The organism is Pseudomonas rhizosphaerae (assembly GCF_000761155.1).
Taxonomy (GTDB): domain Bacteria; phylum Pseudomonadota; class Gammaproteobacteria; order Pseudomonadales; family Pseudomonadaceae; genus Aquipseudomonas; species Aquipseudomonas rhizosphaerae.
Map to the genome: position 1 here is coordinate 4166681 of NZ_CP009533.1, position 22578 is coordinate 4189258.

General features: G+C 57.1%; 33 protein-coding genes. 32 read left to right on the forward strand and 1 reads right to left on the reverse strand.

What is annotated here, in order from left to right; translation table 11 throughout:
* The first annotated feature begins 24 nt into the window (after positions 1-24).
* The 32 genes from fusA (at position 25) to bfr (ending at position 19446) form a co-directional block, all read left to right on the forward strand.
* Positions 25-2127, forward strand: a complete 2103-nt coding sequence (gene fusA, locus LT40_RS18340; protein WP_043192519.1) for an elongation factor G — start codon at positions 25-27, stop codon at positions 2125-2127.
* 30 nt (positions 2128-2157) lie between these two features.
* Complete coding sequence (gene tuf, locus LT40_RS18345; RefSeq protein ID WP_043192520.1) at positions 2158-3351, forward strand: elongation factor Tu; 1194 nt, start codon at positions 2158-2160, stop codon at positions 3349-3351.
* 141 nt (positions 3352-3492) lie between these two features.
* On the forward strand, positions 3493-3804 hold the full coding sequence (gene rpsJ, locus LT40_RS18350; RefSeq protein ID WP_003186070.1) for a 30S ribosomal protein S10: 312 nt from the start codon (positions 3493-3495) through the stop codon (positions 3802-3804).
* A gap of 80 nt (positions 3805-3884) precedes the next feature.
* Entirely contained in the window at positions 3885-4520 is a 636-nt protein-coding gene (rplC, locus tag LT40_RS18355) for a 50S ribosomal protein L3 (protein WP_043192521.1), read from the forward strand.
* A gap of 12 nt (positions 4521-4532) precedes the next feature.
* Entirely contained in the window at positions 4533-5135 is a 603-nt protein-coding gene (gene rplD / locus LT40_RS18360) for a 50S ribosomal protein L4 (RefSeq protein ID WP_043192522.1), read from the forward strand.
* Positions 5132-5431: a 50S ribosomal protein L23 gene (gene rplW, locus LT40_RS18365; RefSeq protein WP_002555488.1), complete on the forward strand. Its 300-nt coding sequence runs from the start codon at positions 5132-5134 to the stop codon at positions 5429-5431. Before rplD ends, rplW begins: the two co-directional genes overlap by 4 nt.
* Positions 5432-5445: 14 nt before the next feature.
* Complete coding sequence (rplB, locus tag LT40_RS18370) at positions 5446-6270, forward strand: 50S ribosomal protein L2 (protein WP_043192523.1); 825 nt, start codon at positions 5446-5448, stop codon at positions 6268-6270.
* Between the two features lie 16 nt (positions 6271-6286).
* Positions 6287-6562, forward strand: a complete 276-nt coding sequence (gene rpsS, locus LT40_RS18375; protein WP_002555486.1) for a 30S ribosomal protein S19 — start codon at positions 6287-6289, stop codon at positions 6560-6562.
* Between the two features lie 11 nt (positions 6563-6573).
* On the forward strand, positions 6574-6906 hold the full coding sequence (rplV, locus tag LT40_RS18380; protein WP_003103908.1) for a 50S ribosomal protein L22: 333 nt from the start codon (positions 6574-6576) through the stop codon (positions 6904-6906).
* 13 nt (positions 6907-6919) lie between these two features.
* On the forward strand, positions 6920-7606 hold the full coding sequence (rpsC, locus tag LT40_RS18385) for a 30S ribosomal protein S3 (protein ID WP_003176422.1): 687 nt from the start codon (positions 6920-6922) through the stop codon (positions 7604-7606).
* Positions 7607-7618: 12 nt separating this feature from the next.
* The gene (rplP, locus tag LT40_RS18390; protein WP_003176421.1) at positions 7619-8032 is read left to right on the forward strand and encodes a 50S ribosomal protein L16; all 414 of its coding nucleotides are present in this window, start codon (positions 7619-7621) and stop codon (positions 8030-8032) included.
* Positions 8032-8223 carry a 50S ribosomal protein L29 gene (gene rpmC, locus LT40_RS18395; RefSeq protein WP_002555481.1) on the forward strand — a complete coding sequence of 64 codons (192 nt, stop codon included), beginning with the start codon at positions 8032-8034 and terminating at the stop codon, positions 8221-8223. The genes rplP and rpmC overlap by 1 nt, the downstream gene beginning before the upstream one ends.
* A gap of 2 nt (positions 8224-8225) precedes the next feature.
* Positions 8226-8492 (forward strand): 30S ribosomal protein S17, encoded by a 267-nt coding sequence (gene rpsQ, locus LT40_RS18400; RefSeq protein WP_043192528.1) that lies wholly within the window; start codon positions 8226-8228, stop codon positions 8490-8492.
* Positions 8493-8515: 23 nt separating this feature from the next.
* Entirely contained in the window at positions 8516-8884 is a 369-nt protein-coding gene (gene rplN, locus LT40_RS18405; RefSeq protein ID WP_003243907.1) for a 50S ribosomal protein L14, read from the forward strand.
* Positions 8885-8895: 11 nt separating this feature from the next.
* On the forward strand, positions 8896-9210 hold the full coding sequence (rplX, locus tag LT40_RS18410) for a 50S ribosomal protein L24 (protein WP_008374158.1): 315 nt from the start codon (positions 8896-8898) through the stop codon (positions 9208-9210).
* A gap of 20 nt (positions 9211-9230) precedes the next feature.
* Positions 9231-9770 carry a 50S ribosomal protein L5 gene (gene rplE / locus LT40_RS18415; protein ID WP_043192531.1) on the forward strand — a complete coding sequence of 180 codons (540 nt, stop codon included), beginning with the start codon at positions 9231-9233 and terminating at the stop codon, positions 9768-9770.
* Between the two features lie 13 nt (positions 9771-9783).
* Positions 9784-10089 (forward strand): 30S ribosomal protein S14, encoded by a 306-nt coding sequence (gene rpsN, locus LT40_RS18420; protein ID WP_043192533.1) that lies wholly within the window; start codon positions 9784-9786, stop codon positions 10087-10089.
* A gap of 212 nt (positions 10090-10301) precedes the next feature.
* Positions 10302-10694 (forward strand): 30S ribosomal protein S8, encoded by a 393-nt coding sequence (gene rpsH, locus LT40_RS18425; RefSeq protein WP_043192534.1) that lies wholly within the window; start codon positions 10302-10304, stop codon positions 10692-10694.
* Between the two features lie 12 nt (positions 10695-10706).
* Positions 10707-11240: a 50S ribosomal protein L6 gene (gene rplF / locus LT40_RS18430; RefSeq protein WP_043192535.1), complete on the forward strand. Its 534-nt coding sequence runs from the start codon at positions 10707-10709 to the stop codon at positions 11238-11240.
* A gap of 10 nt (positions 11241-11250) precedes the next feature.
* A complete protein-coding gene (gene rplR / locus LT40_RS18435) occupies positions 11251-11601 on the forward strand; it encodes a 50S ribosomal protein L18 (RefSeq protein ID WP_043192536.1) in 351 nt (116 codons plus the stop codon).
* A 3-nt stretch (positions 11602-11604) separates the two neighbouring features.
* Positions 11605-12105: a 30S ribosomal protein S5 gene (rpsE, locus tag LT40_RS18440; protein WP_043192537.1), complete on the forward strand. Its 501-nt coding sequence runs from the start codon at positions 11605-11607 to the stop codon at positions 12103-12105.
* A 2-nt stretch (positions 12106-12107) separates the two neighbouring features.
* Positions 12108-12284, forward strand: coding sequence for a 50S ribosomal protein L30 (gene rpmD, locus LT40_RS18445; protein ID WP_003176408.1), 177 nt, complete (start codon positions 12108-12110; stop codon positions 12282-12284).
* Between the two features lie 3 nt (positions 12285-12287).
* On the forward strand, positions 12288-12722 hold the full coding sequence (rplO, locus tag LT40_RS18450; protein ID WP_043192539.1) for a 50S ribosomal protein L15: 435 nt from the start codon (positions 12288-12290) through the stop codon (positions 12720-12722).
* Positions 12723-14054 (forward strand): preprotein translocase subunit SecY, encoded by a 1332-nt coding sequence (gene secY / locus LT40_RS18455; protein ID WP_043192540.1) that lies wholly within the window; start codon positions 12723-12725, stop codon positions 14052-14054. It abuts the gene before it with no gap.
* Between the two features lie 28 nt (positions 14055-14082).
* Positions 14083-14199, forward strand: a complete 117-nt coding sequence (gene rpmJ, locus LT40_RS21450; protein WP_002555468.1) for a 50S ribosomal protein L36 — start codon at positions 14083-14085, stop codon at positions 14197-14199.
* A 129-nt stretch (positions 14200-14328) separates the two neighbouring features.
* Entirely contained in the window at positions 14329-14685 is a 357-nt protein-coding gene (rpsM, locus tag LT40_RS18460) for a 30S ribosomal protein S13 (RefSeq protein WP_043192541.1), read from the forward strand.
* 30 nt (positions 14686-14715) lie between these two features.
* On the forward strand, positions 14716-15105 hold the full coding sequence (gene rpsK, locus LT40_RS18465) for a 30S ribosomal protein S11 (protein WP_002555466.1): 390 nt from the start codon (positions 14716-14718) through the stop codon (positions 15103-15105).
* Between the two features lie 18 nt (positions 15106-15123).
* A complete protein-coding gene (gene rpsD, locus LT40_RS18470) occupies positions 15124-15744 on the forward strand; it encodes a 30S ribosomal protein S4 (RefSeq protein WP_043192542.1) in 621 nt (206 codons plus the stop codon).
* Positions 15745-15766: 22 nt separating this feature from the next.
* Positions 15767-16768 carry a DNA-directed RNA polymerase subunit alpha gene (locus tag LT40_RS18475; RefSeq protein ID WP_007924176.1) on the forward strand — a complete coding sequence of 334 codons (1002 nt, stop codon included), beginning with the start codon at positions 15767-15769 and terminating at the stop codon, positions 16766-16768.
* Between the two features lie 42 nt (positions 16769-16810).
* A complete protein-coding gene (rplQ, locus tag LT40_RS18480; RefSeq protein ID WP_043192543.1) occupies positions 16811-17197 on the forward strand; it encodes a 50S ribosomal protein L17 in 387 nt (128 codons plus the stop codon).
* A gap of 181 nt (positions 17198-17378) precedes the next feature.
* Entirely contained in the window at positions 17379-18827 is a 1449-nt protein-coding gene (locus LT40_RS18485) for a catalase (RefSeq protein ID WP_043192545.1), read from the forward strand.
* 154 nt (positions 18828-18981) lie between these two features.
* Positions 18982-19446: a bacterioferritin gene (bfr, locus tag LT40_RS18490; RefSeq protein ID WP_043192547.1), complete on the forward strand. Its 465-nt coding sequence runs from the start codon at positions 18982-18984 to the stop codon at positions 19444-19446.
* Between the two features lie 138 nt (positions 19447-19584).
* Here the strand turns inward: bfr and uvrA are convergent, their stop codons facing one another.
* Positions 19585-22419, reverse strand: coding sequence for an excinuclease ABC subunit UvrA (gene uvrA, locus LT40_RS18495; RefSeq protein WP_043192549.1), 2835 nt, complete (start codon positions 22417-22419; stop codon positions 19585-19587).
* Positions 22420-22578 lie beyond the last annotated feature (159 nt).

Below are 22578 nucleotides of genomic sequence, written 5' to 3' on the forward strand. Positions count from 1 at the left end.
CGTCACTTATTTTGCGAGGGCTTTATGGCTCGTACAACTGATATCAATCGCTACCGTAACATCGGTATCGTCGCTCACGTGGATGCGGGTAAAACCACTACCACCGAGCGCGTCCTGTTCTATACGGGCGTGAACCACAAGATGGGCGAGGTGCATGATGGCGCCGCGACCATGGACTGGATGGTGCAGGAGCAGGAGCGGGGTATTACCATTACTTCCGCAGCTACCACTGCGTTCTGGGAAGGCTCTAACAAGCAGTTCCCTCGCCACCGTTTCAACATCATCGATACCCCCGGCCACGTTGACTTCACCATTGAAGTAGAGCGTTCGCTGCGTGTACTCGACGGTGCTGTCGTGGTGTTCTGCGGTACCTCCGGTGTCGAGCCTCAGTCCGAAACCGTATGGCGTCAGGCCAACAAGTACGGCGTTCCACGTCTTGTGTACGTGAACAAGATGGACCGTGCCGGTGCCAACTTCCTGCGCGTGATCGGTCAGATCAAGCAGCGCCTGGGTCACACCCCGGTGCCGATCCAGCTGGCCATCGGTGCAGAAGACAACTTCCAGGGTCAGATCGACCTGATGTCCATGGAAGCGGTCTACTGGAACGACGCAGACAAAGGCATGGCTGCCCGCCGTGAACCTATTCCTGCCGAGCTGCAGGAACTGGCTGACGAGTGGCGCAGCAACATGGTTGAAGCTGCGGCCGAAGCCAACGAAGAGTTGATGAACAAGTACCTCGAAGGTGAAGAACTCACCAACGACGAAATCAAAGCCGCTCTGCGTCAGCGTACCATCGCTGGTGAAATCGTCCTGGCTGTTTGCGGTTCCTCGTTCAAGAACAAGGGCGTTCCCCTGGTTCTGGATGCTGTCATCGACTACCTGCCTGCGCCGGTCGACATTCCTGCCATCAAGGGTTCCGACCCGGATGACGAGACTGTGCCCATGGAGCGTCATGCAGACGACAGCGAGCCGTTCTCGGCCCTGGCGTTCAAGATCGCTACCGACCCATTCGTGGGTACCCTGACCTTCGCTCGCGTTTACTCGGGCGTGTTGAGCTCCGGCGACGGCGTGATCAACTCGGTCAAGGGCAAGAAAGAGCGCGTGGGTCGTATGGTGCAGATGCACGCAAACACCCGCGAAGAGATCAAGGAAGTACGCGCTGGCGACATCGCGGCCTTGATCGGCATGAAGGACGTCACCACCGGTGACACCCTGTGCTCGGCCGACAAGCCGATCATCCTGGTTCGCATGGACTTCCCGGAGCCGGTAATTTCGGTTGCCGTTGAGCCCAAGACCAAGGATGACCAGGAAAAAATGGGTATCGCACTGGGCAAGCTTGCTCAGGAAGACCCGTCTTTCCGCGTCAAGACCGATGAAGAGACTGGTCAAACGATCATCTCGGGTATGGGTGAGTTGCACCTGGACATTCTCGTTGACCGCATGCGCCGCGAGTTCAACGTAGAAGCCAACATCGGTAAACCGCAGGTGTCCTACCGTGAGAAGATCACGAAGGCCTGTGAGATCGAAGGCAAGTTCGTTCGTCAGTCCGGCGGTCGTGGTCAGTTTGGCCATTGCTGGATCCGTTTTGCACCTGCTGACGAAGGTCAGGAAGGCTTGCAGTTCGTGAACGAAGTCGTAGGTGGTGTTGTTCCGAAGGAATACATCCCGGCGATCCAGAAGGGTATCGAAGAGCAGATGAAGAACGGCGTCGTTGCCGGCTATCCGCTGATCGGCCTGAAGGCGACCGTTTTCGATGGCTCTTACCACGACGTCGACTCCAACGAGATGGCGTTCAAGGTGGCTGCCTCCATGGCGACCAAGCAGCTGGCCTCCAAGGGCGGCGGCGTTGTGCTTGAGCCGATCATGAAGGTGGAAGTTGTAACACCTGAGGACTACATGGGTGACGTGATGGGAGACCTGAACCGTCGTCGTGGTCTGATCCAGGGTATGGAAGATACGGTTTCGGGCAAGGTTATCCGTGCCGAGGTTCCGTTGGGCGAAATGTTCGGTTATGCGACCGATGTTCGTTCCATGTCCCAGGGTCGCGCGAGCTACTCTATGGAATTCTCCAAATACTCCGAGGCTCCGTCGAACGTCGTCGAAGCTATCGTTAAAAAACAAGGCTGATTCAGCCCCTTAGGCTAGGAGTTTATTGTCGTGGCTAAAGAAAAATTTGATCGTTCCCTACCTCACGTCAACGTCGGCACCATCGGCCACGTTGACCACGGTAAAACCACTCTGACCGCTGCTCTGACTCGTGTCTGCTCCGAAGTTTTCGGTTCGGCTCGCGTTGACTTCGACAAGATCGACAGCGCACCAGAAGAAAAAGCTCGCGGTATCACCATCAACACTGCGCACGTTGAATACAACTCGCTGATCCGTCACTACGCTCACGTCGACTGCCCAGGTCACGCTGACTATGTGAAGAACATGATCACCGGTGCTGCCCAGATGGACGGCGCTATCCTGGTTTGTTCGGCTGCTGATGGTCCGATGCCACAAACCCGTGAGCACATCCTGCTGTCCCGTCAGGTAGGCGTTCCGCACATCGTGGTTTTCCTGAACAAGGCTGACCTGGTAGACGACGCTGAGCTGCTGGAACTGGTCGAGATGGAAGTACGTGACCTGTTGTCCACCTACGATTTCCCAGGCGACGACACTCCGATCATCATCGGTTCGGCTCGTATGGCTCTGGAAGGTCTGGACGACAACGAGATGGGCACTACTGCCGTCAAGAAACTGGTAGAGACTCTGGACAGCTACATTCCAGATCCAGTTCGCGTTATCGACAAGCCGTTCCTGATGCCAATCGAAGACGTGTTCTCGATCTCCGGTCGCGGTACTGTTGTTACCGGTCGTATCGAGCGCGGTATCGTAAAGGTTCAGGACTCGCTGGAAATCGTTGGTCTGCGTGACACCACCGTCACCACTTGCACCGGCGTTGAAATGTTCCGCAAACTGCTCGACGAAGGTCGTGCCGGCGAGAACTGCGGCGTGCTGCTGCGCGGCACCAAGCGTGACGACGTTGAGCGTGGCCAGGTTCTGGTCAAGCCAGGTTCGGTCAAGCCGCACACCAAGTTCGAAGCTGAAGTCTACGTTCTGAGCAAGGAAGAAGGCGGTCGTCACACTCCGTTCTTCAAAGGCTACCGTCCACAGTTCTACTTCCGGACCACTGACGTGACCGGTAATTGCGAACTGCCGGAAGGCGTTGAAATGGTAATGCCAGGCGACAACATCAAAATGGTTGTCACCCTGATCAAGACCATCGCAATGGAAGACGGCCTGCGTTTCGCTATCCGTGAAGGCGGTCGTACCGTCGGCGCTGGCGTCGTAGCCAAAATCATCGAGTAATCGTTGATCGCTTGAAAAGGCCCCCGCTTAGCGGGGGCTTTTTTATTGGGTTGACACTCGATAGAGGCGTCTATAGAATTGCGCCTCCTTTTAACGGGTGCATTGCGCCCGGTGGGAACAGCAGCCGGAGTCTGAAATCCAATGCAAAATCAGCAAATCCGTATCAGGTTGAAGGCTTTCGACCATCGCCTGATCGACCAATCCACCCAGGAAATCGTGGAAACCGCGAAACGTACTGGTGCTCAGGTGCGTGGTCCGATTCCACTTCCTACCCGTAAAGAGCGGTTCACCGTTCTGGTTTCTCCGCACGTCAACAAAGACGCGCGCGACCAGTACGAAATCCGCACTCATAAGCGTGTTCTGGACATCGTCCAGCCAACGGATAAAACCGTTGATGCGCTGATGAAGCTTGATCTTGCGGCAGGTGTGGAAGTGCAGATCAGCCTCGGCTAAGACTGGGTCTTAGTCGTGTAACGCTCTGAAATGGGCGGCCATAGCGGGTGAAAGCCCCGTACACTCATGAGGTTTACAACATGACTATTGGTGTAGTCGGTCGTAAATGCGGTATGACCCGTATTTTCACCGAAGAAGGTGTCTCCATTCCGGTCACGGTCATTGAGATCGAGCCGAATCGCGTCACCCAGTTCAAAACTGAAGAAACTGATGGCTATCGTGCAGTGCAAGTCACTGTCGGCGAGCGTCGTGCTTCGCGCGTGACTGCTGCTCAGGCAGGTCACTTCGCCAAGGCGAACGTTGCTGCCGGTCGTGGCGTCTGGGAATTCCGCCTTGCAGAAGGCGAGTACCAGGCTGGCGACTTGATCAATGCTGAACTCTTCGCAGCGGGCCAACTGGTAGACGTTACCGGTCAGTCCAAAGGTAAAGGCTTTGCCGGTACCATCAAGCGTTGGAACTTCCGCGGTCAAGACAACACCCACGGTAACTCCGTTTCCCACCGCGTCCCTGGCTCCATCGGCCAGTGCCAGACTCCTGGCCGTGTTTTCAAGGGCAAAAAAATGTCCGGTCATATGGGCGCCGAGCGCGTGACCGTGCAGTCCCTGGAAGTTGTGCGCGTCGACGCTGAACGCAATCTGCTGCTCGTCAAGGGTGCTGTTCCTGGCGCAACCGGCGGCAACCTGGTTGTGCGTCCGGCAGCCAAGGCTCGCGGTTAAGGGGAAGCGAAAATGCAATTAAATGTAAATGACGCTCAGGCGATCGAAGTTTCCGAACTGACTTTCGGCGGCGAGTTCAACGAGACACTGGTGCACCAGGCAGTCGTAGCCTACATGGCTGGCGGTCGTCAGGGCAGCAAGCAGCAAAAGACCCGTTCCGACGTTCGTGGTGGCGGTAAGCGCCCTTGGCGTCAAAAGGGTACTGGCCGCGCTCGTGCCGGTACTATCCGTAGCCCAATCTGGCGCGGCGGTGGTACCACTTTCGCAGCTCGTCCTCAGGATCACACCCAGAAGCTGAACAAGAAGATGTATCGCGCTGCACTGCGCTCCATCCTTGCTGAGCTGGTGCGTACCGACCGTTTGGTCGTGGTTCAGGACTTCGCTGTCGAAGCGCCGAAAACCAAAGACCTGCTGGGCAAGCTGAATGGCATGGGCCTCACCGACGTTCTGATCGTATCGGACTCCGTCGACGAGAACCTGTACCTGGCTGCTCGCAACCTTCCGCACGTCGACGTTCGTGACGTACAAGGTTCCGACCCAGTTAGTCTGATCGCATACGACAAGGTGTTGATCACCGTGTCGGCCGTGAAGAAATTCGAGGAGCTGCTGGGATGAACCAGGAACGCGTATTTAAAGTTCTGCTTGGCCCGCACGTTTCCGAGAAGGCTACGGTTCTGGCAGACAAGAAAGGTCAGTTCGTTTTCAAGGTTGCTACTGACGCAACCAAGCTGGAAATCAAGAAGGCCGTCGAAAGCCTGTTCAGCGTGAAAGTAGAGCGTGTTACTACCCTGAACGTACTGGGTAAAAGCAAGCGCACTGCTCGCGGTCTGGGCAAGCGTAATGACTGGAAGAAGGCAGTTATCTCCCTTCAGCCAGGCCAAGATCTCGATTTCAGCAGCAGTGCTGAGTAAGGAAGGGGTGCATCATGGCAATCGTTAAATGCAAACCGACTTCCCCTGGCCGCCGTTTCGTGGTCAAGGTGGTCAACCAGGAGCTGCATAAAGGCGCTCCTCACGCACCGCTGCTCGAGAAAAAATCGAAGTCTGGTGGTCGTAACAACAATGGCCGTATTACCACCCGTCACATCGGTGGTGGTCACAAGCAGCATTACCGCATGATCGACTTCCGTCGCAACGACAAAGATGGCATCACCGCCACTGTCGAGCGCATTGAATACGATCCTAACCGTACTGCTCACATCGCTCTGGTTCTGTACGCAGACGGCGAGCGTCGCTACATCCTCGCACCGAAAGGCGTGAGCGCTGGCGACCAGCTGATTGCAGGTGCTCTGGCACCGATCAAGCCAGGCAACTCGCTGCAGCTGCGCAACATCCCGGTCGGTAGCACCATCCACGGCATCGAACTGAAGCCGGGCAAGGGTGCTCAGATCGCTCGCTCCGCTGGTGCTTCGGCTCAGCTGATCGCTCGTGAAGGTGTCTACGTGACCCTGCGCCTGCGTTCGGGCGAAATGCGCAAAGTGCTGTCCGAGTGCCGTGCCACGCTGGGTGAGGTTTCCAACTCCGAGCACAGCCTGCGCTCGCTGGGTAAAGCCGGTGCCAAACGCTGGCGTGGCGTTCGCCCAACCGTTCGTGGTGTTGCCATGAACCCGGTTGACCACCCACATGGTGGTGGTGAAGGTCGTACCTCCGGTGGTCGTCATCCGGTATCGCCATGGGGCTTCCCGACTAAGGGCGCGAAGACTCGTGGTAATAAGCGTACCGACAAAATGATCGTCCGTCGTCGCAAGTAAATAGAGGGATACGACAGTGCCACGTTCTCTGAAAAAAGGTCCTTTTATTGATCTTCACCTACTGAAGAAGATCGAAGTGGCGGCGGAAAAGAACGATCGCAAACCAGTTAAGACCTGGTCGCGTCGTTCGATGATCCTGCCACAAATGGTCGGTCTGACCATCGCAGTACACAACGGTCGTCAACACGTCCCCGTTCTCGTGAACGAAGACATGGTCGGCCACAAACTGGGCGAGTTCGCCGGTACCCGTACATATCGCGGGCACGTGGCTGACAAGAAAGCCAAGCGTTAAGGGGTAAGGAAATGGAAGTAGCCGCTAAGTTGTCGGGCGCTCGAATCTCCGCCCAGAAAGCCCGCTTGGTCGCCGACCAGATCCGCGGGAAGAAGGTGGGCGAAGCGCTCAACCTGCTGGCTTTTAGCAGTAAAAAAGCCGCGGAAATCATGAAGAAAGTGCTGGAGTCGGCCGTAGCCAACGCCGAGCACAACGAAGGCGCAGACGTTGATGACCTGAAGGTCAGCACTGTTTTCGTCAACGAAGGGCGTTCGCTGAAGCGCATCATGCCTCGTGCCAAAGGCCGGGCTGATCGCATCGTCAAGCGGTCTTGCCATATCACTGTCAAGGTTGCTGACAAGTAACGGAGTCGATCAGATGGGTCAGAAAGTACATCCCATTGGCATTCGCCTGGGAATCGTCAAGGAGCACACCTCCGTCTGGTACGCAGACGGTCGGACTTATGCGGACTACTTGTTCGCAGATCTGAAGGTGCGTGAGTATCTCCAAGACAAACTAAAAAGCGCGTCCGTGAGCCGTATCGATATCCATCGTCCGGCCCAAACTGCACGTATCACCATCCACACCGCTCGTCCTGGTATCGTTATCGGGAAGAAGGGTGAGGACGTTGAGAAACTGCGTCAGGACCTGACCAAGCAAATGGGTGTGCCTGTGCACATCAATATCGAAGAGATCCGCAAGCCGGAGCTCGACGGTATGCTGGTTGCGCAGAGCGTAGCTCAGCAGCTGGAGCGTCGTGTGATGTTCCGTCGCGCCATGAAGCGCGCCGTACAGAACGCCATGCGCATTGGTGCCAAGGGCATCAAGATCCAAGTGAGCGGTCGTCTCGGCGGTGCTGAAATCGCACGTACTGAATGGTATCGCGAAGGTCGTGTGCCCTTGCACACCCTGCGTGCCGACATCGACTATGCCAACTACGAAGCTCACACCACCTACGGTGTGATCGGTGTGAAGGTTTGGATTTTCAAAGGCGAAGTAATTGGTGGTCGCCAAGAAGAACTGAAACCACAAGCACCTGCGCCTCGTAAAAAAGCTGCTAAGTAAGGGGTACGCCAAATGTTGCAACCTAAGCGTACGAAGTTCCGCAAGCAGATGACTGGCCACAACCGTGGTCTGGCTCAGCGCGGTAGCAAAGTCAGCTTCGGCGAATTCGCGCTGAAGTCTGTAGCTCGTGGTCGTCTCACCGCTCGTCAGATCGAGTCAGCGCGTCGCGCACTGACCCGTCACGTGAAACGTGGCGGCAAGATCTGGATCCGTGTATTCCCGGACAAGCCTATCTCCAAAAAGCCCCTCGAAGTTCGTATGGGTAAAGGTAAGGGTAACGTGGAATATTGGGTTGCCCAGATTCAGCCAGGCAAGGTCCTGTATGAAATCGAGGGTGTTTCCGAAGAGCTGGCGCGTGAGGCTTTCGCCTTGGCGGCTGCAAAGCTGCCTCTCGCCACCTCCTTTGTTAAGCGGACGGTGATGTGATGAAAGCGAATGAACTTCGTGAAAAATCAGCACAGCAACTGAACGAGCAACTGCTCGGCTTGCTGCGCGACCAGTTCAATCTGCGCATGCAGAAAGCAACTGGCCAGTTGGGGCAGTCTCACCTGCTCTCGCAAGTGAAGCGCGACATCGCTCGCGTGAAAACTGTGCTCAACCAGCAGGCAGGTAAGTGATCATGGCTGAAGCCGAAAAAACCGTCCGTACGCTGACTGGCCGTGTGGTCAGCGACAAGATGGACAAAACCATCACCGTATTGATCGAGCGTCGCGTAAAGCACCCGATCTACGGTAAATACGTTAAGCGTTCGACTAAGCTGCACGCTCACGACGAAACCAACCAGTGCAAGATCGGCGACAAGGTCACTATTCGTGAAACTCGTCCGCTGGCCAAGACCAAGTCCTGGGCACTGGTTGACGTTCTCGAACGCGCTGTTGAAGTCTAAGGGCTAGGGGTCGGAGAAATTCTATGATTCAGACTCAATCCATGCTCGATGTGGCCGATAACAGCGGCGCTCGTCGCGTCATGTGCATCAAGGTACTGGGCGGCTCGCACCGCCGGTACGCTGGCATCGGCGACATCATCAAGGTGACCGTGAAGGAAGCAATTCCTCGTGGCAAGGTGAAGAAGGGTCAAGTGATGACTGCTGTTGTAGTCCGCACTCGCCACGGCGTTCGTCGTGCTGACGGCTCCATCATCCGCTTCGATGGCAACGCTGCTGTTCTGTTGAACAACAAGCAAGAGCCAATCGGCACCCGTATCTTTGGGCCAGTGACCCGTGAGCTTCGTTCCGAGAAGTTCATGAAGATCGTCTCGCTCGCCCCAGAAGTGCTGTAAGGAGATCCGACATGCAAAAGATTCGTCGTGACGACGAGATCATCGTGATCGCCGGCAAAGACAAAGGCAAGCGCGGTAAGGTGCTCAAGGTTCTCGCTGACGACCGTCTGGTCGTTGGTGGGATCAACCTGGTGAAGCGTCATACCAAGCCTAACCCGATGTCGGGCGTACAGGGCGGTATCGTCGAGAAAGAAGCGCCTCTGCACGCTTCCAACGTCGCCATCTTCAACGGCGAAACCAACAAGGCTGACCGCGTTGGTTTCAAAGTAGAAGAAGGCAAAAAAATTCGTGTCTTCAAGTCGACCCAAAAAGCGGTTGATGCTTGAACACTGCTAGGTAGAAGACCATGGCACGACTGAAAGAGATTTACCGGAAGGAAATCGCTCCCAAGCTTAAGGAAGAACTTAAGCTGGCGAACGTGATGGAAGTTCCGCGCGTTACCAAGATCACCCTGAACATGGGTCTGGGCGAAGCGATCGGCGACAAGAAAGTCATCGAACACGCTGTAGCCGACATCGAGAAGATCACCGGCCAGAAAGCCGTTGTGACCTTCGCGCGTAAATCCATCGCGGGCTTCAAAGTCCGTGAAGGATGGCCGATCGGTGTCAAGGTGACCTTGCGTCGCGACAAGATGTACGAATTCCTGGACCGCCTGCTGGCGATCTCCCTGCCTCGGGTACGCGACTTCCGCGGCCTGAATGCCAAGTCCTTCGATGGTCGTGGCAACTACAGCATGGGCGTGAAAGAGCAGATCATTTTCCCGGAAATCGATTACGACAAGATCGATGCTCTGCGCGGTCTGGACATTACCCTGACCACCACTGCTCGTTCGGATGAAGAAGGTCGCGCCCTGCTGCGTGCTTTCAACTTCCCGTTCCGCAACTGATTGGAGTAGGAAAATGGCCAAGAAGAGCATGAAGAACCGTGAGCTGAAGCGTCAGCTGACGGTAGCTAAATACGCCAAGAAGCGTGCTGAGCTGAAAGCTATCATCGTGAATCTGAACGCAAGTGACGAAGAACGCTGGAATGCTTCCGTAGCTCTGCAGAAGCAGCCACGTGATGCGAGCGCCGCTCGCATGCGTAACCGCTGCCGCCTGACTGGTCGTCCACACGGCGTGTACCGCAAGTTCGGCCTCGGCCGTAACATGCTGCGCCAGGCCGCCATGCGCGGTGACGTACCAGGTCTGGTCAAAGCCAGCTGGTAAGTCGGACCGGCGTGACGCCGGCGGAAAATTGAGCAATCAACCGACCGCCGGTGTCATGGCGATTGAATCAAGCCCCTTATGGGGCTTGATTCATTTCTGCCGTACGTCTAGAATTGCCGGCTCGCCTGAGCCCGGGTTTTTGGACCGGATCACACGTTCGGCGACGTTGTAGCCGCAAGGCTAATTATTTTTGTATCAGGAGCGTCTAGCCCATGAGTATGCAGGACCCGTTAGCGGACATGCTAACTCGAATCCGTAATGCCCAGATGGCTGAAAAGTCCGTCGTAAGCATGCCATCTTCCACGTTGAAGGTAGCTGTTGCCAAAGTTCTAAAGGACGAAGGTTACATCGCGGGTTTTCAGGTAAGCAGCGAAGCAAAACCGTCGCTTTCCATCGAGCTGAAATACTTCGAAGGCCGTCCGGTCATCGAGGAAGTCAAGCGCGTAAGTCGTCCAGGCCTGCGTCAGTACAAATCCGTTGAAGATCTGCCAAAAGTTCGTGGCGGTCTCGGCGTATCCATCGTCTCCACCAACAAAGGTGTGATGACGGATCGTGCTGCGCGCGCTGCCGGTGTCGGCGGCGAAGTACTTTGCACAGTGTTCTAAGGGGGGATAAGCATGTCTCGCGTCGCTAAGAACCCCGTTAAGCTGCCAGCTGGTGTCGAAGTAAAATTCGCCGGCCAACAGCTTTCGGTGAAGGGTGCCAAGGGCACTCTGGAACTGAACGTTCACTCGTCGGTTGAAATCGTTGAAGAGGCTGGCGAACTGCGTTTCGCTGCCAAGAATGGCGATCAGCAGACCCGTGCAATGGCCGGTACCACTCGCGCTTTGGTCAACAACATGGTCCAGGGCGTAAGCCAAGGCTTCGAGCGCAAGCTCCAGCTGGTCGGTGTTGGCTACAAGGCACAAGCAAAAGGCACAGTGCTGAACCTGTCGCTGGGCTTCTCTCATCCGGTGGATTACGAGTTGCCGCAAGGCATCACCGCTGAGACTCCTAGCCAGACCGATATCCTGATCAAGGGCATCGACAAGCAGCTGGTGGGTCAAGTGGCCGCTGAAATCCGCGATTTCCGTCCGCCAGAGCCTTACAAAGGCAAAGGTGTACGTTACGCAGACGAAGTCGTCCGCCGTAAAGAAGCCAAGAAGAAGTAGGGCATAGCAAATGACCGACAAAAAAGTTACTCGACTGCGTCGCGCTCGCAAAGCACGCCTGAAAATGCACGAACTCGAAGTCGTGCGTCTCTGCGTGTTCCGCTCTTCGCAGCACATCTATGCCCAGGTCATCTCGGCCGACGGCAGCAAGGTCCTGGCAAGTGCCTCGACTTTGGACAAAGAATTGCGTGATGGTGCCACTGGCAACATTGACGCGGCCACTAAGGTTGGCCAGCTGGTCGCTTCGCGTGCTAAGGCCGCTGGCGTCTCGCAGGTGGCTTTCGACCGCTCTGGCTTCAAGTACCATGGCCGCGTTAAAGCGCTGGCTGATGGCGCTCGTGAAGCTGGGCTGGAGTTCTAAGTTATGTCAAATAACGACCAAAAGCGCGACGAAGGCTACATCGAGAAGCTGGTTCAAGTTAACCGCGTTGCCAAGACCGTCAAAGGCGGCCGTATCTTCACCTTCACCGCGTTGACCGTGGTAGGTGATGGCAAAGGCCGCGTTGGCTTCGGCCGTGGCAAGTCTCGTGAAGTGCCTGCTGCCATCCAGAAAGCTATGGAAGCAGCTCGTCGCAACATGATTCAAGTGGACCTGAACGGGACCACCTTGCAGTACGCCATGAAGTCCGCTCACGGCGCTTCGAAGGTGTACATGCAGCCTGCTTCGGAAGGTACCGGTATCATCGCTGGCGGCGCAATGCGTGCCGTTCTCGAAGTTGCTGGTGTCCAGAACGTTCTGGCCAAGTGCTACGGCTCGACCAACCCCGTCAACGTGGTTCACGCTACGTTCAAGGGTCTGAAAGCCATGCAGTCCCCGTCGTCCATCGCCGCCAAGCGCGGTCTGAACGTTGAGGAGATCATCTGATCATGGCTACCGTAAAAGTTACGCTGATCAAAAGCATGACCGGCCGTATCCCTAACCACAAACTGTGCGTTAAGGGTCTGGGTCTGCGTCGCATCGGTCACACTGTAGAAGTCCAGGATACTCCCGAGAATCGCGGGATGATCAACAAGGCCTACTACATGCTTCGCGTAGAGGGTTAATCGATGAAACTCAATGATCTGAGTCCAGCTCCCGGTTCGCGTCGCGAAAAGCACCGTCCGGGTCGTGGTATCGGTAGTGGTTTGGGCAAGACCGGTGGCCGTGGCCACAAAGGTCAGACCTCCCGCTCCGGTGGCACCATCGCTCCAGGCTTTGAAGGCGGTCAACAGCCGCTGCATCGTCGCCTGCCGAAGTTCGGTTTCGTTTCCCTGAAAGCCATGGACCGCGCAGAAGTGCGTCTGTCCGAGTTGGCCAAAGTGGAAGGCGACATCGTCTCCGTGCAGTCCCTGAAGGATGCCAACGTGATCAACCAGAACGTACAGCGTGTGAAAATCATGCTGTCGGGCGAAGTGACTCGCGCTGTGACCATCAAGGGCATCGCCGCCACCAAAGGTGCGCGTGCGGCTATCGAAGCAGCTGGCGGCAAGTTCGAGGAATAAATGGCTAAGCAAGGTGCTCTCTCAGCGCTAGGCAAGGGCGGTATGTCTGAACTCTGGGCTCGTCTGCGTTTTCTGTTCCTGGCGATCATCGTCTACAGAATTGGCGCACACATCCCTGTTCCAGGTATCAACCCGGACCGACTCGCAGACCTGTTTCGACAGAATGAGGGGACCATTCTTAGCTTGTTCAACATGTTTTCCGGCGGCGCGCTGGAGCGGATGAGCATCTTTGCACTGGGGATCATGCCGTACATCTCGGCATCGATCATCATGCAGCTGATGACCGCCGTGAGTCCGCAGCTGGAGCAGTTGAAGAAGGAAGGTGAAGCTGGCCGTCGCAAGATCAGCCAGTACACCCGCTATGGCACCGTCATCTTGGCCCTGGTGCAGGCGATCGGCATGTCGATCGGCCTGGCCAACCAGGGTGTGGCGTTCACTGCAAGCTTCAGCTTCTACTTCGTGGCGGTCTCCACTTTCGTGGCGGGTGCCATGTTCATGATGTGGCTGGGTGAGCAGATTACTGAGCGTGGTGTGGGTAACGGTATCTCGATGTTGATCTTCGCAGGTATCGTTGCCGGTCTTCCGAGAGCGATTGGGCAGTCTTTCGAGTCTGCACGTCAGGGCGACATCAACATCTTCGCGCTGGTTGCAATCGGTCTGCTGGCGGTAGCGATTATCGGTTTCGTGGTGTTCATCGAGCGTGGTCAGCGGCGAATCGCCGTTCACTATGCCAAGCGCCAGCAGGGCCGCAAGGTCTTCGCTGCGCAGACGAGCCACTTGCCGCTGAAAGTGAACATGGCCGGTGTAATCCCTGCCATTTTCGCGAGCAGCATCTTGCTGTTCCCGGCTTCGCTGGGCTCCTGGTTCGGTCAGTCCGAAGGTATGGGCTGGTTGCAGGACGTCTCGCAGTCGATCGCTCCTGGTCAGCCGTTGAACATTCTGCTGTTTAGTGCAGGGATCATTTTCTTCTGCTTCTTCTATACGGCGTTGATGTTCAATCCGAAAGACGTAGCGGAAAACCTGAAGAAGTCCGGTGCCTTTATTCCGGGCATCCGTCCAGGCGAACAGTCGGCGCGCTACATTGATGGCGTTCTGACCCGTTTGACCATGTTCGGTGCTCTGTACATGATGTGCGTCTGCTTGCTGCCACAGTTTCTGGTGGTTGCTGCAAACGTTCCGTTCTACCTTGGCGGGACCTCGTTGCTGATTGTGGTAGTGGTTGTGATGGACTTTATGTCCCAAGTACAATCGCACCTCGTTTCGCACCAGTACGAATCCCTGATGAAGAAAGCCAACCTGAAAGGCTACGGTGGCAGCGGTCTGCTGCGCTGACAGTCCCTTAAGGTTCGAGGAGTTGGCAATGAAAGTTCGTGCATCGGTGAAAAAGCTGTGCCGTAACTGCAAAATCATTCGTCGCGAAGGCGTCGTTCGAGTCATTTGCAGCGCAGAGCCGCGTCACAAACAGCGCCAAGGCTGACTGTGATGTGCTACAAGCCCGGCAGCTAGTGCGCTGCCGGGTTGATTATTTGTTATTACAGCGATATTATCTCGCGCCCTATTTCTTGGCTTCCGGGGCGTAGGTAGCTGTCAATTGGAGTCCCACTGAATGGCCCGTATTGCAGGCGTTAACATTCCAGATAACAAGCACACTGTTATCTCGCTGACCTACATCTATGGTGTTGGTCGCACTACTGCACAGAAAATCTGTGCAGACACTGGGGTCAACCCAGCCGCAAGGATCAAGGATCTGAGCGACGAGCAGATTGAACAGCTGCGTGGCGAAGTGGCGAAGTTCACCACCGAAGGTGATCTGCGCCGCGAAATCAACATGAAAATCAAGCGCTTGATGGATCTGGGCTGCTATCGCGGTCTTCGTCATCGTCGTGGTCTGCCAGTACGCGGTCAGCGTACCAAGACCAACGCGCGTACCCGTAAAGGTCCGCGTAAGCCGATCCGCAAGTAATCGCACCAGCGAATCGACAGGAATCTAGTCATGGCAAAACCTGCTGCTCGTCCTCGTAAGAAAGTCAAAAAGACAGTGGTTGATGGCATCGCCCACATCCACGCGTCTTTCAACAACACCATCGTGACCATTACCGATCGTCAAGGCAACGCCCTGTCCTGGGCTACCTCCGGCGGTTCGGGTTTCCGCGGTTCTCGCAAGTCCACCCCGTTCGCTGCCCAGGTGGCTGCTGAACGTGCTGGTCAAGCTGCGCTGGAATATGGCCTGAAGAACCTCGACGTCAACGTCAAGGGTCCAGGTCCAGGTCGTGAGTCCGCTGTCCGTGCATTGAACGGCTGTGGCTATAAGATCGCCAGCATCACCGACGTGACGCCAATCCCGCATAACGGGTGCCGTCCGCCGAAGAAGCGCCGCGTGTAATTCAGGAGACGATAGATAATGGCTCGTTACATTGGTCCAAAATGCAAACTGGCTCGTCGTGAAGGCACTGACCTGTTCCTGAAAAGCGGCGTTCGCGCCCTGGAATCGAAGTGCAATATCGAAGCAGCCCCAGGTATCCACGGTCAGCGCCGTGGCCGCCAGTCCGACTACGGCACCCAGCTGCGTGAAAAGCAGAAAGTCCGTCGTATCTATGGCGTTCTCGAGCGTCAGTTCAGCGGTTACTACAAGGAAGCTGCCGGCAAGAAAGGCGCAACCGGCGAGAACCTGCTGCAACTGCTCGAATGCCGTCTGGACAACGTCGTATACCGTATGGGCTTTGGCTCGACTCGTGCCGAATCCCGTCAGTTGGTATCGCACAAGTCCGTCAGCGTCAACGGCAAGACCGTTAACGTTCCGTCCTACCAGGTTCGTGCTGGTGACGTGGTCGCGATTCGCGAAAAAGCAAAGAACCAGCTTCGCATTGTCCAAGCTCTCGATCTGTGTGCCCAACGTGGCCGCGTAGAATGGGTAGAAGTAGACACTGAGAAGAAGTCGGGCGTTTTCAAGAACGTTCCTGCTCGCAGTGATCTGTCCGCCGACATCAACGAAAGCCTGATTGTCGAGCTCTACTCCAAGTAAGGGCTAGAAAATAGGTGCATCCATGCAGATTTCGGTAAATGAGTTCCTGACGCCCCGCCATATCGATGTGCAGGTCGTCAGTCCAACCCGCGCCAAAATCACCCTCGAGCCTCTCGAGCGTGGTTTTGGCCATACCCTGGGCAACGCGCTGCGCCGCATCCTGTTGTCCTCAATGCCCGGCTGCGCAGTAGTCGAGGCCGAGATTGACGGTGTACTCCACGAGTACAGCGCCATCGAAGGTGTACAGGAAGACGTCATTGAAATCCTGTTGAACCTGAAAGGCCTGGCTATCAAGCTGCACGGTCGTGACGAAGTTACGCTGACCTTGTCGAAAAAGGGTTCGGGGGTGGTTACCGCTGCCGATATTCAGCTGGATCATGATGTCGAGATCGTTAATCCCGATCACGTAATCGCTAACCTGGCGTCTAACGGCGCCCTGAACATGAAGCTCGTCGTAGCTCGTGGTCGTGGTTATGAACCGGCCGACTCGCGTCAAAGCGATGAAGACGAAAGCCGCAGCATTGGTCGCTTGCAGCTCGACTCTTCGTTCAGCCCGGTACGCCGTATCGCATACGTGGTGGAAAACGCCCGTGTCGAGCAGCGCACCAACCTGGACAAGCTGGTTATCGATCTGGAAACCAACGGTACCCTGGATCCTGAAGAGGCCATCCGCCGTGCTGCAACCATTCTGCAACAGCAGTTGGCTGCGTTCGTCGATCTCAAAGGTGACAGCGAGCCTGTGGTAATCGAGCAAGAAGACGAGATCGATCCGATCCTGCTTCGCCCGGTTGACGATCTGGAACTGACTGTACGTTCGGCTAACTGCCTTAAGGCGGAAAACATTTACTACATCGGCGACCTGATTCAGCGTACCGAAGTAGAACTGTTGAAGACTCCGAACCTGGGCAAGAAATCCTTGACTGAAATCAAGGACGTTCTGGCCTCCCGCGGTCTGTCCCTCGGCATGCGCCTCGACAACTGGCCGCCTGCAAGTCTTAAGAAGGACGACAAGGCGACTGCCTGATCGTCGTAATCACCGAACGTAGTGTTTGGTAAGGAATGAACCATGCGTCATCGTAAAAGTGGACGTCACCTGAGCCGTACCAGCTCGCACCGCAAGGCCATGTTTCAGAACATGGCGGTGTCGCTGTTCGAGCACGAGCTGATCAAGACTACCCTGCCAAAAGCCAAGGAACTGCGCCGCGTTGCCGAGCCGCTGATCACCCTGGCCAAGGTAGACAGCGTTGCAAACCGCCGTCTTGCTTTCGACCGTACTCGCTCGAAAGAAATGGTCGGTAAGCTGTTCAACGATCTGGGCAAGCGCTATGCAACCCGTCAGGGCGGCTACCTGCGTATCCTCAAGTGCGGCTTCCGCGCTGGCGATAACGCACCTATGGCGTACGTCGAGCTGGTTGATCGTCCTGTCGGTGGCTCGGTTGAAGCTGCCGAATAAGACGAAAAGTCTGTTCTGAAAAACCGGGCCTTGGCCCGGTTTTTTTATGTCTGCACGTTAGCCAAAATCTATCGGCTAAAGATAATTTCCCGATTAGTGCTATGGATGGGTTTCTCGGATACTTGCTGCAAGCCGCTCAAGTCGGCACCTACACAGCAAGCCAGACCAGGGAACATCGTCCATGAGCCAGAGCAAGATCCTCACCACTGCCAGCGGCGCACCAGTCGCCGACAACCAGAATTCCCGCTCAGCGGGACCTCGTGGTCCCTTGTTGCTGGACGATTTCCATCTGATTGAAAAGCTCGCGCACTTCAACCGCGAGAACATTCCAGAACGCCGCGTACACGCCAAAGGTTCGGGCGCGTACGGTACCTTCACCGTTACTCGGGATATTACCGAGTACTCCAGCGCCAAGCTGTTCAGCGCCGTAGGCAAGCAGACCGAAACCTTCTTGCGGTTCTCCACCGTGGGTGGCGAGCGTGGTTCGGCGGATACCGAACGCGACCCGCGTGGTTTTGCCCTCAAGTTCTACACCGAGGAAGGCAACTGGGACATCGTAGGCAATAACACCCCCGTGTTCTTCATTCGCGATCCGATGAAGTTTCCGGACTTCATCCACACACAGAAGCGCCTGCCTCAGAGCAACCTGAAGAGTGCGCAGATGATGTGGGACTTCTGGTCGCATTCGCCCGAGTCGTTGCATCAGGTCACCATTCTGTTTTCGGATCGCGGTATTCCTGACGGCTATCGTCACATGCATGGCTTCGGTAGCCATACCTACAGCTTGATCAACGCCAAAGGCGAGCGGCACTGGGTCAAGTGGCACTACAAGACGGCTCAAGGCATCAAGAACCTGGCACCGGCCGACGCGGCTCGTATTGCCGGTACCGATCCAGATTATGCTCAGCGCGATCTGTTCGATGCGATCGAGCGTGGGGATTACCCCAAGTGGCGCGTATGCATGCAGATCATGAGCGAGGACCAGGCCAACCGTCATCACGAGAACCCATTCGACGTGACCAAGACCTGGTCGCAGAAGGAGTTCCCGTTGATCGAAGTGGGCATGCTGGAACTGAACCGTAATCCGCTGAACTACTTTGCCGAAGTTGAGCAAGCGACGTTTGGGCCGAGCAACATGGTGCCCGGTGTGGGGCTGTCACCTGACCGCATGCTGCAGGGTCGTGTGTTCGCCTACGCCGATGCCCACCGCTATCGCGTCGGGACCAATCACCAGCAGTTGCCGGTGAACGCCCCGCGCAGCCCGGTTCATTCGTACCAGCGAGACGGTTCCATGGCCTTTGGCAGCAATGGCGGTGCAGCACCCAACTACGAGCCCAACAGCTATGCAGATGCGCCCAAGCAAGCGCCTCAGTATCGCGAACCTGCCTTGGCCTTGCATGGCGATGCGGATCGCTTCGATCACCGTGTGGATGCGGACTACTACAGCCAGGCTGGTGCTCTGTTCCGTTTGATGAGTGCCGAGCAGCAGGCGCTGCTGATCGACAATATCGCCGGTGCGATGATGGGTGTGAGCGCGGACGTGGTGGAGCGCCAGCTGCAACACTTCTACCATGCAGATGAGGCCTACGGTAATGGCATCGCCAAAGCATTGGGCATCCAGCTCGGCTGAACCTAAGTGATAAAAAGAACCGCCCTCATTTGGGCGGTTTTTCGCTTTATTTCGTCACTTTTTCTCTGCTTTTTAGCGTATTTCTGCACCGTAGGCCGTGACGTATCCGCGACCTTGGTTCAAACTATGCCTTTCTGCTAGGAGATCTACGGCGATGCAAGGCCACCCGGACGTAATCGATTACCTCAATACTTTGCTCACTGGCGAGCTGGCTGCCCGTGACCAGTATTTCATCCACTCGCGGATGTACGAGGACTGGGGCTTCGCCAAGCTCTTCGAGCGCATCAATCACGAAATGGAAGAAGAGGCGGGTCATGCCGACGCCTTGATGCGCCGTATCCTGATGCTTGAGGGTACGCCACGCATGCGTCCGGACGATCTCGAAGTGGGGACCGATGTGCCGAGCATGATCGCTGCCGATCTGCGTCTGGAATACAAGGTGCGCGCGGCGCTGTGCAAAGGCATCGCGCTATGCGAGCAGCACAGCGATTACGTCACACGCGACATTCTGCGCGTGCAACTGGCGGACACCGAGGAAGACCATACGTATTGGTTGGAAAAGCAGCAGGGGCTGATCAAGTCAATTGGGCTGGAGAATTATCTGCAGTCGCAGTTTTGATTGATGGCGTGCTGTGGTGGGATTCGGCAGGTGGAGTGTAGAGACTGCTGACGCGGCTTGCGCCGCTGCTACAGGGGTTGCGTCCCTGATACAGGGATTGTGTTGAGAAAAGCCCCGCTTGCGCGGGGCTTTTTGGTTTCAGGCTTTGTCGCGTTCCAGCAGGGGCTTGAGGTAGTGGCCGGTGTAGGACTGTTTCATCTCGGCGACCTGTTCTGGGGTGCCGACGGCGATGATCTGACCGCCTTTGGAACCGCCTTCCGGCCCAAGGTCCACCAGCCAGTCGGCTGTCTTGATGACGTCCAGGTTGTGTTCGATCACCACCACAGTGTTGCCGTGGTCACGAAGACGATGGAGCACATCGAGCAACTGCTGGATATCGGCGAAGTGCAGGCCGGTAGTGGGTTCGTCGAGGATGTACAGAGTCTTGCCGGTGTCGCGCTTGGACAGCTCGCGCGACAGCTTGACCCGCTGCGCTTCACCACCGGACAACGTGGTCGCCGACTGGCCCAGCTTGATGTAGGACAGGCCGACGTCCATCAGCGTCTGCAGCTTGCGTGCAAGCGCCGGGACCGCGTCGAAGAACTCCCGCGCTTCTTCGATGGTCATCTCCAGGGTCTCGTGGATGTTCTTGCCCTTGTACTTGACCTCCAGCGTCTCGCGGTTGTAACGCTTGCTCTTGCAGACATCGCAGGGCACATAGATGTCGGGCAGGAAGTGCATCTCGACTTTGATCAGGCCGTCGCCCTGGCAGGCCTCGCAGCGACCGCCCTTGACGTTGAACGAGAATCGGCCAGGTCCATAGCCACGTGAACGCGACTCGGGCACGCCGGCAAACAGCTCGCGGATCGGCGTGAACAGCCCTGTGTAGGTAGCAGGGTTGGAGCGTGGTGTGCGTCCGATCGGGCTTTGGTCGATGTCCACGACCTTGTCCAGGTGCTGCAAGCCATTGACGCTGTCGTGCGCTGAAGCTTCCAGGGTGGTCGCGCCGTTGAGCGCGGTGGCGCTGAGCGGAAACAGGGTGTTGTTGATCAACGTCGACTTGCCCGAGCCGGACACGCCGGTCACGCAAGTCAGCAAGCCGATCGGGATCTCCAGGTCGACGTTGCGCAGGTTGTTGCCTCGTGCGCCCTTGAGGGTCAGGGACAGCTTCTTGTTGCGCGGCGTGCGTTTGGCCGGGACCGCGATCTTCACGCGTCCGGACAGGTACTTGCCGGTCAGGGAGTCGGGATGGTCCATGACCTCCTGCGCCGTGCCCTGGGCCACGATGTGGCCACCGTGAACACCTGCGCCGGGGCCGATGTCGACCACGTAATCGGCAAGGCGGATGGCATCTTCGTCATGCTCGACGACAATCACGGTGTTGCCGATGTCACGCAGGTGCTTGAGGGTGCCCAGCAGGCGGTCGTTGTCGCGCTGGTGCAGGCCGATGGAGGGTTCGTCGAGGATGTACATGACGCCCACCAGGCCCGCGCCGATCTGGCTGGCCAGGCGGATGCGCTGGGCCTCGCCGCCCGAGAGGGTGTCCGCACTGCGGTCCAGGGTCAGGTAGTCCAGGCCCACGTTGACCAGGAACTGCAGGCGCTCGCGGATTTCCTTGAGGATCTTGTCGGCGATTTCACCCTTGCGACCGGTCAGGCTGAGGCTGCCGAAATAATCGGTGGCATCGCCGATCGGCAAGCCGGTGACAGCAGGCAGGGTTTTCTCGCCCACCCAGACGTGACGTGCCTCACGGCGCAGGCGAGTGCCGCGGCAGTCAGGGCAGGGCTGGGTGCTGAGGAACTTGGCCAGCTCTTCACGGACGCTGGCCGACTCGGTTTCGCGGTAGCGGCGCTCGAGGTTGGGCACGATGCCTTCGAACGGATGCGAACGCTTGACGATGTCGCCGCGGTCGTTGAGGTAGCGGAAATCGACGTTATGGCTGCCGCTGCCGCTGAGGATGACTTTCTGCTGGTCGCTGGGCAGTTCGTTGAACGGTACGTCCAGGCTGAATTGGTAATGGCTGGCGAGCGAGCCGAGCATCTGGAAGTAATAGACGTTGCGCCTGTCCCAGCCGCGGATCGCGCCTTCGGCCAAGGTCAGCTCGCCGTTCACCAGGCGCTTGTTGTCGAAGAACTGCTTCACGCCCAGGCCATCGCAGGTCGGGCAGGCACCGGCCGGGTTGTTGAAGGAGAACAGCTTGGGCTCCAGCTCGCTGATGGCGTGGCCGCAGATCGGGCAGGCAAAGCGCGCGGAGAAGATGATCTCTTCGAAGGGTTCGTCGTCCATTGACGCCACCAGGGCGATGCCATCGGCCAGCTTCAGGGCCGTCTCGAACGATTCGGCCAGACGCTGCTGCAAGTCGGAACGGACCTTGAAGCGGTCCACGACGACTTCGATGGTGTGCTTCTTCTGCTTGTCGAGCTTGGGCAGCTCGTCCATCTCGTAGAGCTTGCCGTTGATGCGCGCGCGGACAAAGCCCTGGGCGCGCAGCTCTTCGAAAATGGCCAGGTGCTCGCCCTTGCGCTCACGGATGACCGGGGCCAGCAGCATCAGCCGCGCGCCCTCGGGCTGGGCCAGGACCAGGTCGACCATCTGGCTGACCGTCTGGGCTTCCAGCGGAATGTCATGATCCGGGCAGCGCGGCGTGCCCACGCGGGCGTACAGCAGGCGCAGGTAGTCGTAGATCTCAGTGATGGTGCCGACGGTGGAGCGGGGGTTGTGCGACGTCGACTTCTGTTCGATGGAAATGGCCGGCGACAGACCTTCGATGGTGTCGACGTCGGGCTTTTCCATCATCGATAGGAACTGGCGGGCATAGGCCGACAGCGATTCGACGTAGCGGCGTTGACCTTCGGCATAGAGGGTGTCGAAAGCCAGGGAGGATTTGCCTGAACCCGACAGCCCGGTGATGACGATCAGTTTGTCACGGGGCAGGGTCAGATCGATGTTTTTCAAATTGTGGGTTCGAGCCCCACGTACCAGAATCTTGTCCAAGGCGGCCTCGCGCGGCGGGCGTAAACAGGTGAGTATACGGGGCTTGTCAATGGCACCGCACGGTGCGTGCGCGCAAAGATGAAGAAGGCGCGTCAAAGCGTCGCCATCTGTGCCGTTACTGGGTGGGACTGGTAGAATCGTCACCGGTTCACACGAGGT